Here is a 14762-nt window from a genome sequence, read left to right as displayed (position 1 = left end):
GCCGCTGGGTGCATGTTGTCTGGACTGGAAATTGACGTTCCTGCTTGAAAACTGAGCAATTGCCTAGATTTAGGCTGGCAGAACTCTCAATTGAATTCACTCTTCAGTCGCGCATGAAGCTGACGCACGAAAGGATATGGCCGTGAATATTGCAGCATCCCCGAACGACATGAGCGAAATCATTGAAGCCGACCGCAGCCATGTCTGGCATCACCTCTTTCAACACAAGTCCCTGGAAACGACCGACCCGAAGATCATGGTCGAAGGCAAGGGCATGCGGCTGTGGGATGCGACCGGTAAGGAGCATCTGGATGCTGTCTCGGGCGGCGTGTGGACGGTGAATGTCGGCTATGGACGCGTCTCTATTGCTGACGCCATTCGTGATCAGCTCATCAAGCTCAACTATTTCGCCAATTCCGCCGGCTCCATTCCAGGAGCGCTCTTTTCCGAGCGTCTCATCTCCAAGATGCCGGGCATGAGCCGCGTTTACTTCACCAATTCTGGCACTGAAGCCAACGAAAAGGCATTCAAGATCGTGCGTCAGATCGCTCACAAGCGATACGGCGGCAAAAAGCACAAGATCCTCTACCGGGAGCGTGACTACCATGGCTCGTCCATCACGACGATTTCTGCCGGTGGCCAACCGGAGCGTAATGCGCAATACGGTCCCTATACGCCCGGTTTTGTTTCCGTTCCCCACTGCTGCGAATATCGCGCTCAATGGGACGTTGAGGAATATGGCGAACGTGCGGCCGACGCCATTGAGGAAGTGATCCTGCGTGAGGGGCCGGATACTGTCGGTGCACTTTGCCTGGAACCAGTCACCGCAGGCGGCGGTGTAATCACCCCTCCCAAGGGATATTGGGACCGTGTTCAGGAAATTTGCCGGAAATACGATATCCTGCTTCACATCGATGAAGTGGTCTGCGGCGTTGGAAGAACAGGAAAATGGTTCGGCTACCAGCACTACGGCATCAAGCCGGACTTTGTCACGATGGCAAAGGGTGTGGCGTCAGGTTATGCCGCAATTGCCTGCATGGTCACCACTGAACAGGTTTTCGACCTCTTCAAGGACGACACAAGCGATCCCTTGAACCACTTCCGCGACATTTCCACTTTTGGCGGCTGCACTGCCGGTCCGGCGGCAGCCCTTGAAAACATGAAGATCATCGAGGACGAAAGTCTCCTCGACAACACAACCGCAATGGGTGAGCGGCTGATGGCCAATCTCCACGGACTGATGGACAAGCACTCCGTGATCGGCGATGTGCGCGGCATTGGTCTTTTCTGCGGTGCTGAACTGGTCAAGGATCGCGATACGAAGGAACCGGCGGAAGAAAAACTCATGCAGGCAATCGTTGCCGATTGCATGAAGCAAGGCGTCATCATCGGTGTCACCAACCGCGCCCTGCCAGGCCTCAACAACACCATTTGTCTGTCTCCGGCTCTGATTGCGACGTCAGACGATATCGACCAGATTACGGACGCGATCGACGGCGCACTGACACGGGTCTTCGGATAACAACTCGCTGCGAACAGCGATAACTCCCTGAAACTGAAAAGCGTGGTTGCCCCGAAACAACCACGCTCTTTTTTTGCGCGAATTTCAATTGCCAAACGACCCGATGAACCATCTAATAGGTCCAGACATTCCAAAAATTAGGTCCAGGCATGGCAATACCGGCGGAGACATTCTTCCTTCGACCCGACACTGAAACCTCGCTGCAGCAACAAATACAGCAGCTCGTGGTCGAAGCCATTCTGTCCGGTCGTTGCCTGCCGGGCGAACGGATGCCGTCAAGCCGCAAACTTGCCGAGCATCTTGGTGTCGCCAGGATAACGGTCACGATTGCCTATACAGAACTCGTCTCCAACGAATATCTGATTTCAAAAGGCCGATCCGGCTATTACGTCGCGCAAAACGCTCCAAGCAGGCCGAAATTCAATTTGCCGGACCAGTCGGAAAACACGGGCATCGACTGGTCACGCACGCTTGGCCAGCGGTTCCTGGCACATGTGCCCGTCATGCGTCCGCAAAACTGGCGTGACTACAAATATCCCTTCATCTATGGCCAGTCCGATCCGCGTCTCTTCGATCACCACAACTGGCGAAACTGTGCACTGAAGGCTGTCGGCCGCAAGGATTTCGACATTCTGGCGACCGACTATTACGAGCGCGACGACCCTATGCTGGTCGAGTTTATCCTGCGCCAGATCCTGCCGAGACGCGGGATCACCGCGCGCCCGGAAGAGATCCTGATTACAATGGGCGCACAACATGCGCTTTGGATCACCGCGCAGATACTGCTAACCCAGCGCCGTACGGCTGTAATAGAAAACCCCTGTTACCCTGGCCTGCGGCAAATCCTCAATCAGACCAGATGCAACACGATCTCCATTGACGTCGATAACGCCGGCCTGCCACCTGAAAAGCTTCCAGATAGTCTGGACGTGGTTTTCACCACGCCGAGCCATCATTGCCCCACAAACGCAACAATGCCGGTATCCCGTCGTCACAGGCTCCTGGAGCTGGCCGCCGAAGGTGAGTTTGTTGTCGTTGAAGACGATTATGAATTCGAGATTTCGTTTCTCAAATCCCCTTCCCCGGCTCTCAAGTCCCTCGATCCGACAGGCTGTGTGATTTATGTGGGTTCGTTCTCCAAGTCGCTTTTTCCCGGACTGCGGCTCGGATACATCGTTGCCTCAGAACCTTTCATCCGTGAAGCACGCGCGCTGCGGTCGCTTGTATTGCGCCACCCGCCTGGCCTCATTCAGCGTACCGCGGCCTATTTTCTGTCCCTTGGTCACTATGACGCCCAGATCGCGCGCATGGGGCGCATCTATCGGAAACGGCGCTCGATCATGGAGCAAAGCATCAGTGAAGAACGACTTTCACTCACAACGCAGGGAACCTTCGGCGGATCGTCCTTTTGGATGAAGGCACCAGACGGCATCGACAGCACAAAACTTGCTATGAGCCTCAGACAGGATGGGGTTCTTATTGAACCCGGCAGCGCCTTTTTCGCGACCGATGAAGAAGACCCTGGGCACTATCGCCTGGCCTATTCTTCCATTGCCTCGGCGCGTATTCCCGATGGCATTTCCCTTATCGGCAAAAAAATCAGGGAAGCCCGCCGTTAGCCGGCTTGCTCTTTTCAGCGCGCAAATCAGCTGACCCGCATTTCACACCTTAGATTTTTCCAGTCACAACAACGGTTGCCGAACGCGAAATTCGCACCGAATTCAACACGTTTGAGTTCCTTTCAGCGAAGCGAATTGGCGGCACGACAAAGAATCTTTCTGCGGCGTGAAATTTTTGTTGATTTTTTCATATTGTCGCATGAAATTATCGGTGAAATTTTCACAAGCAGGTCTTCAGAATGGAACATAGCAGTCTGGGCGAGGACATCCGAGCTCTTCGAACGGCCCGAAAAATGACGCTTGAAGACCTGGCCAACAGATTGGGCAGATCTGTCGGCTGGCTGTCGCAGGTAGAGCGTGACATTTCAACACCCAGAATGTCCGACCTGCGGGAGATCGCGGACGCTTTCGGAGTGCAGGTTTCATTGTTCTTCGGAAGCACCGATGGTCCGGAAAACGAGAGTGGCAAAGTCGTCAGGGCGAAGGCCCGCCGAGTAATTGGCGAACGCGACGCCGGACTTCTCGAGACGCTGATTTCGCCCGATCTGACCGACAATTTCGAGATGATCCACTCCACCTTTCAGCCTGGCTCGTCGCGCGACAAACCCATTCAGCGCCCCACGCAGGAAGTCGCCTATCTCATCTCCGGAAAACTGGATATCTGGCTCGATGATGAACCTTTCACCGTGGCGGCAGGAGACAGCTTTCGCATCCGCAATGCGGCCTATCGCTGGAGCAATCCCTACTCCGAGCCCGCAATCGCCATTTGGGTGATTTCCCCACCCGTTTATTGACGCATTCCAAGAAGGAATACTGAATGTCCGTACCCTCTACAGCCCGAGTTGTAATCATCGGCGGCGGTGTCGTTGGTGTTGCCACGCTGTATCACCTTGCCAAGAACGGCTGGTCCGACTGCATTCTGCTGGAAAAGAATGAACTGACCGCAGGTTCAACCTGGCATGCCGCAGGAAACTGTCCGAACTTCGCGATGAACTACGGCATCATGAACATGCAGCGCTACAGTTTGAAGCTGTATCGCGGCCTGGCCGATGAGGTTGACTATCCGATCAACTATCATGTGACCGGGGCAATTCGCCTGGCGCACAGCGACGAGCGCATGATGGAATTCGAGCACGCGGTCGGTATGGCACGGCAGATGGGTCTAAAAATGGACATCTGCACACCAGAGGAATTGCAGCAACATTACCCATTCATGGAGACCCATGACCTTGCAGGTGGCCTTTGGGATGCACTCGACGGCGATATCGATCCTGCCCAGGTTACACAGGCACTCGCAAAGGGCGCACGTGCCCATGGCGCTAAGATCACGCGTTTCACGCCGGCAACGGGCGTTAGTCGGGAAAATGGTGAATGGATCGTCCACACGGACAAGGGCGACATTCGCTGCGAATATGTGGTCAATGCTGCCGGCTACTATGCAAAGCGCGTTGGGGAATGGTTCCTGCCGTTTGGTGGACGCCCTGTCCCGGCAGCAGTGATGAGCCACCAGTATTTCCTGACCGAACCGGTGCCGGAAGTTGAAGCCTGGACGAAGGAAAACGGCCGAAAACTGCCCATGATCCGGGATGTCGACAGCTCTTATTATCTGCGCCAGGAAACAGTCGGCTTCAACCTCGGGCCTTACGAACGTAACTGCCAGGCCGCCTGGGTAACGCCAGACGATCAGATGCCCGAAGATTTCAGCTTTCAGCTTTATCCTGACGATCTGGACCGTCTCGAATGGTACATCGAGGACGCGATGGCCCGCGTACCGCTTTTGGGAACCCAAGGGGTCAGCCGAAACATCAACGGACCGATCCCTTATGCGCCGGATGGCTTGCCGATGATTGGCCCGATGCCGGGCGTCCCGAACGCATTTGAAGCGCATTCCTTCACCTTTGGCATCGCTCAGGGCGGAGGAGCTGGCAAAGTCGCCGCCGAATGGATCATGCACGGCCATACCGAATGGGACATGTGGTGCGTCGATCCGCGTCGCTATACCGATTACACCGACGACCAATATTGTGTCGACAAGGCCAAGGAAGTGTACGGCCACGAATATGCGATGCACTTTCCGCACCACAGATGGCCTGCAGCACCAGACCGGAAAGTGTCCCCCAACCACACCAAGGTTCTTGAATTGGGTGGCCAGATGGGCACCTTCAACGGCTGGGAGCGAGCAAACTGGTTTGCAGAAGCTGGAGACGACATCGGCGAAGAAGCCACCCAGACCTGGAATCGTTCCGGGCCTTGGGAACAGCGCGTGCGTGCAGAGTGTGAAGCCGTCAGAGACGGTGTCGGCGTTCTCGATCTGCCAGGCTTCAGCCGCTTTGCTCTGAACGGCGAAGGTGCCGCGGAATATTTGCGCAACAAGATTGCCGGCGCGCTTCCAAAAGCCGGCCGCATGACACTCGGCTATTTCCCCGACAACCGTGGCCGCGTCCTGACCGAAATGTCGATCATCAGACACGGCGAAGACGACTTCACGCTGATTACCGCAGCCCCAGCCCAATGGCACGACTTCGCCGTACTGAAGGACGGACTGCCAGAAGGTCTCAGCCTCAAGGATCGCACACGTGAAGTGACAACGCTTATTGTAAGCGGCCCCAAATCCCGCGAGCTTTTTGCCAAACTGACGGATGCGGACCTGTCCACGGGCTGGCTAACCCACCAATATACGGAAGTTGCCGGAAAACCGGCTCTTCTCGTTCGCGTTTCCTTTGCAGGAGAACTCGGTTGGGAGGTGCACGCAAGTTTCGACGACATGCCCGTCATCTACGATGCCGTTTTGAAACAAGGCGCAACGCCATTCGGCATGTTCGCACTGAATTCTCTGCGGCTGGAAAAGGGGTATCGCGCCTGGAAAGTAGATCTTTCCTCCGACTACACACTGCTCGAAAGCGGTCTTGGACGCTTCGTCAAACTTCAAAAGCTGCAGGACTATCCAGGGAAATCCGCTCTTCAAACGGAAGCAGAACAAGGACCGAAAAAGGGATTTGTAACACTCACCGTTGATGCCGACGCGTGCGATGCTCCCTATATGGCCTGCATTTTCAAGGACGGCGAGCTGGTCGGCGAAGTCACGTCCGGCGGATGGGGATACAGGATCAATGCCTCCATCGCGCTCGGCGTGGTCAAGGCAACCCTGGCGGAACCTGGAACGGAACTTGAAGTAGAGATCTACGGCAAACGCCACAAGGCTGTCGTGCAGCCCGATCAGCCGCTTTGGGATCCCGAGAACGAACGACTGAGGGCTTGAGGACAAGCCCTTGGTTTTCAATTTCAAATTCGTCCTTTGGACATAGCCATCAACACTCGGTCTGACGGAGACATCTCCTCAGGTCTTGAAATCGGAAAGAGCTCATCGTGACACCTCCATCAAAGGCTCGCGTCGTCATTATCGGCGGTGGCGTCATCGGATGTTCCGTCGCCTACCATCTTGTCAAACAAGGCTGGACCGATGTCGTTCTGTTGGAACGCAAGCAGCTGACATCAGGCACGACCTGGCATGCGGCCGGCCTGATCGCGCAGTTGCGGGCGACAGAAAACATGACCCGGCTCGCCAAATACAGCCAGGAACTCTATGGAAAGCTGGAGGCCGAAACGGAGGTTGCTACCGGGTTCCGGCGCTGCGGGTCGATCACGGTCGCGCTCACCGAGGAACGCAAGGAAGAGATCTACCGGCAAGCGTCCATGGCGCGGGCCTTTGGCGTGGAAGTGGAGGAAATATCCCCCTCTGAAGTCAAATCCAGATACGAGTATCTGAACACCGACGGCGTGGTGGCCGGTGTTTATCTGCCTCTTGATGGTCAGGGCGATCCGGCCAATATCGCACTCGCGCTGGCCAAGGGTGCCAGAATGGGTGGTGCCAAGGTCATGGAACGGGTCAAGGTGACCGGCCTGCAGAAAGCCGGACGAAGAGTGACGGGTGTCGAGTGGCAATCAACAGACGGCACCGGTGTCATTGAATGCGATCACGTGGTCAATTGTGGCGGCATGTGGGGCCATGAACTGGGACGCATGGCCGGTGTGAACGTTCCGCTTCATGCTTGTGAACACTTCTATATCGTCACCGACAACGTTTCCGGGCTCCCTCATATGCCTGTCCTTCGGGTTCCGGACGAATGCGCCTATTACAAGGAAGATGCGGGAAAAATCCTCCTTGGCGCTTTTGAGCCCAATGCCAAGCCCTGGGCCATGAACGGCATTCCCGAAGACTTCGAGTTCGACCAGCTGCCGGAAGACTTCGACCACTTCGAGCCGATCCTAGAGGCTGCTGTGAACCGGTTGCCGATTTTGGCTGAAGTTGGCATTCATACCTTCTTCAATGGCCCGGAAAGCTTCACACCGGACGATGCATACCACCTTGGCCTGGCGCCGGAGATGGACAACGTTTGGGTTGCGGCAGGTTTCAATTCGATCGGAATTCAGTCCGCTGGCGGCGCTGGAATGGCGCTGGCGGAATGGATGAACACGGGCGAAAAGCCCTTCGACCTCGGCGATGTCGACATTTCACGCATGCAGCCCTTTCAGGGAAACCGCACATATCTTTATGAACGGTCGAAGGAAACACTTGGCCTACTCTATGCGGACCACTTCCCTTACCGGCAGAAAGCCACCGCTCGCGGCATCAGGCGGTCCCCTTTGCATGAGCACCTCAAGGCATCGGGTGCTGTTTTCGGCGAGTTCGCAGGGTGGGAACGCGCCAATTGGTTCGCCGATGAAGGTCAGGAACGAGAATACCGATACACCTGGAAACGCCAGAACTGGTTTGAAAACTCCAAACGCGAACACATGGCGATCCGGGAAAATGTCGGCGTCTACGACATGTCGTCCTTCGGCAAAATTCGCATTGAAGGCCCGGACGCCGAAACATTCCTGAACTATGTCGCCGGTGGTGACTATTCGGTACCGGTTGGCAAAATCGTTTATACGCAATTGCTCAACAAGCAAGGCGGCATTGAAGCGGATGTGACGGTCACGCGTCTTTCCGAAACCGTCTATCTCGTGGTCACACCAGCGGCCACGCGACTGGCCGACGAGACCTGGTTACGCCGCCATGTTGGCGACTACCGCGTGGTTATCACCGATGTCACATCGGGCGAGGCTGTTCTGGCCGTGATGGGGCCAAACTCCCGGAAATTGCTGGAAGCTGTCTCGCCGAACGACTTCTCGAACGCAACCAATCCGTTCGGCACCGCACAGGACATAGAGATCGGCATGGGTTTGGCGAGGGCCCACCGGGTCACTTATGTCGGTGAGCTGGGATGGGAGCTTTATGTTTCCTCCGACATGGCGGCACATGTCTTTGAAACGCTTCAAGAAGCCGGCCAGGAACTTGGCGCGAAACTGTGTGGGCTTCACATGATGGATTCCTGCCGGATCGAAAAGGGCTTCCGCCACTTCGGCCACGACATCACCTGTGAAAATCACATTCTGGAAGCTGGTTTGGGTTTTGCGGTCAAACGGGACAAACCCGACTTTATCGGTCGTGAAGCTGTTTTGCGCAAACGCGAGGAAGGGTTGCAACGGCGGCTCGTGCAGTTCCGCCTGAAAGACCCAGAGCCCCTGCTCTATCACGCTGAACCGATATTGCGAAACGGAGAAGTTGTTGGTTTCCTGAGCAGCGGGAACTATGGCCATACCCTCGGTAGTGCCATGGGGCTTGGCTACGTGCCATGCCCGGGCGAAAGCCCCGATCAGCTTCTCAGCTCGTCTTTTGAAATCGAGGTCGCTGGCGTGCGCTGTGAAGCAGAAGCATCACTGAAACCTTTTTACGACCCGAAATCCGAGCGCGTTAAAGTCTGACGCAATTCAGCAATCTGTTCCGTCTCTTCAAGTGCGTTATAGGTCAAAACATTGGCACTGATGCAAGTGAAAAGACGGGGCAGATGAAGAGGTTTCCGGCAACGGACAGCGTTAAATCCCCAGTCTGTGCCTGATCGGAACGACCCGCTTGCAAGAAACCTCCAGCCAATGGGGTTTCAAACGCTTGTGAAACATCCTATTGGCTATATGAAGTCCGCCAAACTGGCCCTAAGAGGGCATCAGGAAGTCGAGTTAAATCCTCTCCGAAACGCCGTAATGACGGCATCGGTCTTTCTGATTTCACTGGAGTATTCGTCTTGAAAATGACCACCGAAGAAGCATTCGTGAAGGTGCTTCAAGCGCACGGAATCGAGCATGCGTTCGGAATTATCGGCTCAGCTTTCATGCCGATTTCCGATCTGTTTCCAAAGGCAGGCATCAAGTTCTGGGATTGTGCCCATGAGGGCTCGGGCGGGATGATGGCCGACGGCTACACCCGGGCAACCGGCAAAGTCAGCATGATGATTGCGCAAAATGGGCCCGGGATTACGAACTTCGTGACCGCCGTCAAAACGGCTTACTGGAACCACACACCTCTGCTTCTGGTCACCCCCCAGGCAGCCAACAAGACGCTGGGTCAAGGTGGGTTCCAGGAAGTAGAGCAAATGGCGCTCTTCAAGGACATGGTGGCCTATCAGGAAGAAGTTCGTGACCCGTCACGCATGATGGAAGTACTGAACCGCGTGATCATGCAGGCCAAGCGTGCCAGTGCACCGGCACAGATCAACATCCCGCGCGATTTCTGGACCCAGGTCATTGATGCCCAGGTGCCCGCCATTGTCGATTTCGAACGCCCAGGCGGCGGCGAAGACGCAATTTCCCAGGCAGCCGACCTTTTGAGCACCGCCAAATTTCCCGTGATACTGAACGGTGCAGGCGTTGTTCTTGCAGGCGCAATTCCAGCGTCCATGGCACTGGCCGAAAAGCTCGACGCGGCAGTGTGCTGCGGCTATCAGCACAATGATGCGTTCCCAGGTTCGCACCGCCTGTTTGCGGGCCCTCTCGGCTACAATGGCTCCAAGGCAGGCATGGAGCTTATCGCCAAGGCGGACGTCGTCCTTGCGCTTGGTACTCGCTTGAACCCGTTCTCGACTCTGCCCGGATACGGCATGGACTATTGGCCGAAAGACGCCAAGATCATCCAGGTCGACATCAATCCAAACCGGATCGGCCTGACCAAAACCGTATCGGTCGGCATTGTTGGCGATGCAAGGAAAGTTGCCGATGCAATCCTGGACAAACTGTCACCGAACGCCGGAAACAACGGCCGGGACGATCGTGTTCATACGATCTCGCAAACCAAATCCCGTTGGGCACAGCAGCTTTCGTCCATGGATCATGAAGACGACGATGAAGGCACGTCCTGGAACCAGCGTGCCCGCGCTGCAAAGCCAGATTGGCTGAGCCCGCGCAAGGCCTGGCGTGCTATTCAAGCCGCTCTTCCGAAGGAAGCGATCATCAGCTCGGATATAGGCAACAACTGCGCGATTGGCAATGCCTATCCAAGCTTTGAGCAGGGCCGGAAATATCTCGCACCTGGCCTGTTCGGACCTTGCGGTTACGGATTGCCGGCAATCATCGGTGCAAAAATCGGTTGCCCCGACACGCCGGTCGTCGGTTTTGCCGGCGATGGTGCCTTTGGTATTGCCGTGACGGAGTTGACAGCTATCGGTCGTAAAGAATGGCCGGCGATCACCATGGTCGTCTTCCGCAACTACCAGTGGGGCGCTGAAAAGCGCAACTCGACACTCTGGTACGACGACAATTTTATCGGAACGGAACTCGATGAAGACGTCAGCTATGCCGCTATCGCAAAAGCCTGCGGTCTTGAAGGCGTTCAGGCGCGCAGCATGGATGAAGTAAGAGAGCTTCTGGACAGTGCTATCGATCGTCAGATGAACGATGGCAAAACCACCTTGATTGAGGTTCTGATCAATCAGGAGCTTGGAGAACCTTTCCGGCGCGACGCAATGAAGAAACCAGTCGAAGTCGCGGGCATATCGGCCTCTGACATGCGGCCGCAGAAGGTTAGCTGACCGGAGAAACGCAAAGAAAATGGGTGATATCCTCGTCCTGAATTCCGGATCGTCCTCGATCAAGTTTGTGCTGTTCGGAGCTGATTTCACAAAGAAGCTCCGCGGCAGCGCGGTCGAAATCGGCGGTGCTTCGGCGCTGAGCATTGGCGATCAGCAGGACAAGATCTCCTTGCCGGACCACGTCACGGCACTCGATGAAATATTCCGTGCCCTGAAAAGGCACGGAATTGACTTTGCTGGCCTTACGGCGGCAGCGCACAGAGTGGTTCATGGCGGTCGTAACCTTAAAGAATCGCAACGGGTTTCCGATGAGGTTCTTGCGGAAATCGAGCGCTGTATTCCTCTCGCACCGCTGCACAATCCGCACAACCTGGCAGCAATACACGCGGTTGCAGAGCTTGCGCCCGACCTGCCTCAATGCGTCAGCTTCGACACCGCCTTTCACGCCACCAACCCTGAAGTTGCGTTGCGTTACGCCCTGCCTGATAGTGAGGACGAAAAAGGACAGCGTCGATTTGGCTTTCACGGCACGTCTTATGAAAGCCTGTCGCTGTGCCTTCCGGAGATTTCAGGGCAACCGTTGCCAAAAAGACTGCTCGCTCTTCACCTCGGCAATGGTGCAAGCCTTTGCGCGATTAAGGACGGGAAATCCGTTGCTACCACCATGGGTTATTCCCCCCTTGAAGGACTGACCATGGGTACGAGAACAGGGTCGATTGATGCGAATCTGGTTCTGGCCATGGCTTCAGATCTTGGCGTCGAGAGGACAACACAAATCCTGAACAAGGAAAGCGGCCTTTTAGGTCTTTCCGGATCTAGTGATATGCGCAAACTGCAGTCGCTGGGTACTGAGCGTGCGCAATTCGCCGTGGAGCATTTCTGTTACTGGGCTGTCCGCCATGCTGGCTCGATGATCGCAGCGATGGGCGGCCTTGACGGCATCGCATTCACCGGTGGGATCGGTGAGAATGACGCAAAAGTCCGCGCAAACATCCTTGAAAAACTGTCATGGCTCGGCGTTCAGCTCGATGAAGCTGCCAATCTTCAAGGCTCTGCCAAACTGCACAGAGATGGTTCCAAAGTTGCGGCGTGGATCGTCGAGGCCGAAGAAGAACGTATGATTGCCCACCACGCTCAGAAGATCATGTCCGCCACATAGCCTTTGCCAAACAGATGGCAATCCAAGGACGCAATTGCGCGGCGGGCTGAGCAGAACAGTTTTGCTAACTGGTGTTCCAATACTTTCGGAAGAGTGCGCTCAAGATGTTGGAATAATCATCTGTCCAGGCGCTTGTGTCTCCTGAAGATACGGACTTCCAATCTGGATCGGCGGCCAGATCTCCCAGCGCTTCAGGTGCCCTGGCCAGAACTGCGACATGTGTCGGATAAACGTGATCCTTGGTTGCCAAGCGGTCATTGTTCTTGAATTTCGCGACGCGAAGAGACCAGCCTTCTATCTCCGCAATGGCGGCGACAACGCTCGCCAGTTCGATCTTGCGGTTCTCGATATGCATGACCAGCAGGCCATCCTCGGAAATCTTGGAAAAATAGAGCTGGAGCGCCTCCCGTGTCAGCAAATGCATCGGGATGGCGTTTGAGGAAAATGCGTCGATCAGGACATAGTCGAAACGCCCATTGGGTTCGCGCGCCAGCGTCTGCCGGGCGTCTCCGAGCACCATCCGCGTATCAGGTGCGCAGTCGGACACAAACTGGAAATATCGTGGATCTGATGCAACCTTTATAACCGATGGGTCGATCTCAAAGACTGCCCACTTTTCTTCAGGCCGTCGGTGACAAAGAAAACTGCCTGTTCCCAGCCCGATGATTGCTCCCTCGTTGATGTGCCCGCCCATTCTATTCTGGATGGATTTAAGAGCGGCAGCCATCTCTCCTGTCTCGTGATAGTAAGTCAGTGCTTCCGGCCCGGCGTCGTCCGTGTCTTCAACGCGCATTGCGCCGTGAACGGTTGTGCCGTGAACCATGATCCTGTGTGCACCATCATCTGAGTGTCTTACCTTCGTGATACCGAAAAATGAGCGATGGGATACCAATTCATCGTACGTCCCAAATTGGAGTGCAGTCACTGCAGCTGCCGCAAAAAGCACTGGAACTGCCGCGAGCCGCGCCTTCATCTGCAAGACAGCTACAGACACCAAGAGAAACAAGAGCAAATAGCCCCGTGAGGCGACGTCATTTAACCCTGAGCTCAATTCAAGAGCACCCAGCTGATAAATGCCAAATGCCAGAACCACTCCCGATGAGATGGTGAGAATGGTCCTTGCTCGAAAACTCTGGCCTTGAAGCAAGACCACAAGAACGGTCAAGAACCACAAAAGCGGATACTCAGCCACCCAACCGAATATTTGAGGCGCGATCAGCCCCGAGAACAGCCCGCCGAGGACACCTCCGCAAGAAATCCAAAGGTAGAATTCGGTCAGATGATTTGCGCCGGGACGAAGTTTGTAGAGCAGCGCATGACAGTAAAGGGCTGCAGCAAAAAATCCGATCAGATTGAAGCCAAGCGAAGCGAAGACGCGCAGGCTGGCTCCCATCAGCAAGCTGCTCGCGATCAGAATGGCCACCCAGGGCAACAGCCTTGCTAAAAATTCGACCCGGACCACCTGACGTGTACTGAAAGCAAGCACAAAGGTTAGAAGGAATAGAGCGAGTGGAACAACCCAAAGAAACGGAGCAGACGCAATATCGACAGTGATATGTGCGGTAATAGCAATCGTCAGCGCCGAGGGTATGGCTGACAGCCCAAGAAACGTCAGCCGACTGGACCAGGCGAGTGGTTTATCCATTTCCCACCTGGTTTCATGAGCCGAGGACCGGGACCGTGCCGGATTGGCTTGCATGGGAAAATACAACGCAAGTGCTCCACAGCCTATGATGGATACTGCCAGGACCAGATATCCCGAGGACCAAAGCATCGACTGGGTGTTCAGCGAAAAAACCGGTTCAATTGCCAATATGTAAAGGAACAAGGACAAGAAACTGCCGATGTTACTCGCTCCATACAGGAAATAGGGATCTTCGGCATGCGAATGACCGGATCGCGCAAACCAGGCCTGAAGCAATGGGGCATTTGCAGAAACGGCAAAAAACGGCACGCCTATGGACGACGCGAACAATCCCAATATCCAAAGTTCCTGATGTTCGTTCGGTGGCGAAATCCAGCTCTGCGATAGTCCCAGAGGCAGATACACGAACGCAAACACAAGCACGCACCCATGTACAAAAACAGCTTTTTGAAACGACAGGAACTTCATCAACAGGTGCGCATAGGTGTAAGCGAGTAGCAAGACGCCTTGAAAAAAGACCATAGCGACCGACCACACCCCCGGCGAGCCACCGAGTTTTGGAACAACAAGTTTTGTGAAGTAGGGCTGCACAGAAAAGAGCAGAAAAGCGCTCAAAAAAATCGTCGTTGCAAATGCCGGCAAAATCGAATTTCGCAACAACGCATTCGAACTCTGACGATAAAATTGATACTTAGCATTTGAATAAAACACTAGTAATACCTCTCCGCAGAAGAAGAGATTTACTAGGAATTTGAAGTGTAAAGAAAAGCTGAAGTGATTTTGGTCAGCGGGAGGAAGCCATGGCCGAAAAGCAGATCAGAGACAAAGTCAAAAAAGGTTTCAAATAATTGATATTTAAATCATTTTTAAGTGCCCACCTCGGTTTTCAAGTTTGTCGCATACGACAATTCTG

The 14762-nt window shown here is 54.9% G+C and carries 8 protein-coding genes; 7 read left to right on the top strand and 1 reads right to left on the bottom strand.

The annotated features are described in order from the left end of the window. Window positions 1-169: 169 nt before the first annotated feature. The 7 genes from FIV00_RS14100 (at window position 170) to FIV00_RS14070 (ending at window position 12204) form a co-directional block, all read left to right on the top strand. Window positions 170-1522 carry an aspartate aminotransferase family protein gene (locus FIV00_RS14100; protein ID WP_371419586.1) on the top strand — a complete coding sequence of 451 codons (1353 nt, stop codon included), beginning with the start codon at window positions 170-172 and terminating at the stop codon, window positions 1520-1522. A 149-nt stretch (window positions 1523-1671) separates the two neighbouring features. Continuing rightward, window positions 1672-3141: a PLP-dependent aminotransferase family protein gene (locus tag FIV00_RS14095; RefSeq protein ID WP_152501346.1), complete on the top strand. Its 1470-nt coding sequence runs from the start codon at window positions 1672-1674 to the stop codon at window positions 3139-3141. A gap of 239 nt (window positions 3142-3380) precedes the next feature. Further along, the gene (locus FIV00_RS14090; protein WP_152501345.1) at window positions 3381-3935 is read left to right on the top strand and encodes a helix-turn-helix domain-containing protein; all 555 of its coding nucleotides are present in this window, start codon (window positions 3381-3383) and stop codon (window positions 3933-3935) included. A gap of 23 nt (window positions 3936-3958) precedes the next feature. After that, a complete protein-coding gene (locus FIV00_RS14085; RefSeq protein WP_152501344.1) occupies window positions 3959-6400 on the top strand; it encodes an FAD-dependent oxidoreductase in 2442 nt (813 codons plus the stop codon). A gap of 107 nt (window positions 6401-6507) precedes the next feature. Further along, window positions 6508-8949: an FAD-dependent oxidoreductase gene (locus FIV00_RS14080; RefSeq protein WP_247649385.1), complete on the top strand. Its 2442-nt coding sequence runs from the start codon at window positions 6508-6510 to the stop codon at window positions 8947-8949. Between the two features lie 317 nt (window positions 8950-9266). Further along, entirely contained in the window at window positions 9267-11045 is a 1779-nt protein-coding gene (gene xsc, locus FIV00_RS14075; RefSeq protein ID WP_152501342.1) for a sulfoacetaldehyde acetyltransferase, read from the top strand. Between the two features lie 19 nt (window positions 11046-11064). Further along, complete coding sequence (locus FIV00_RS14070) at window positions 11065-12204, top strand: acetate/propionate family kinase (RefSeq protein ID WP_152501341.1); 1140 nt, start codon at window positions 11065-11067, stop codon at window positions 12202-12204. 64 nt (window positions 12205-12268) lie between these two features. Here the strand turns inward: FIV00_RS14070 and FIV00_RS14065 are convergent, their stop codons facing one another. Further along, window positions 12269-14371, bottom strand: coding sequence for a fused MFS/spermidine synthase (locus FIV00_RS14065; protein ID WP_152501340.1), 2103 nt, complete (start codon window positions 14369-14371; stop codon window positions 12269-12271). Between the last annotated feature and the right edge of the window lie 391 nt (window positions 14372-14762).

This window comes from Labrenzia sp. THAF82 (assembly GCF_009363435.1).
GTDB classification, from domain to species: Bacteria; Pseudomonadota; Alphaproteobacteria; order Rhizobiales; family Stappiaceae; genus Roseibium; species Roseibium porphyridii.
This window is presented reverse-complemented; position numbering and strand designations above follow the sequence as displayed.

Bases quoted from the DNA above. Each gene is read 5' to 3' on its own strand.
- FIV00_RS14100 (WP_371419586.1), top strand. From the start codon at position 170: ATGAGCGAAATCATTGAAGCCGACCGCAGCCATGTCTGGCATCACCTC.
- FIV00_RS14095 (WP_152501346.1), top strand. From the start codon at position 1,672: ATGGCAATACCGGCGGAGACATTCTTCCTTCGACCCGACACTGAAACC.
- FIV00_RS14090 (WP_152501345.1), top strand. From the start codon at position 3,381: ATGGAACATAGCAGTCTGGGCGAGGACATCCGAGCTCTTCGAACGGCC.
- FIV00_RS14085 (WP_152501344.1), top strand. From the start codon at position 3,959: ATGTCCGTACCCTCTACAGCCCGAGTTGTAATCATCGGCGGCGGTGTC.
- FIV00_RS14070 (WP_152501341.1), top strand. From the start codon at position 11,065: ATGGGTGATATCCTCGTCCTGAATTCCGGATCGTCCTCGATCAAGTTT.
- FIV00_RS14065 (WP_152501340.1), bottom strand. From the start codon at position 14,371: ATGGTCTTTTTTCAAGGCGTCTTGCTACTCGCTTACACCTATGCGCAC.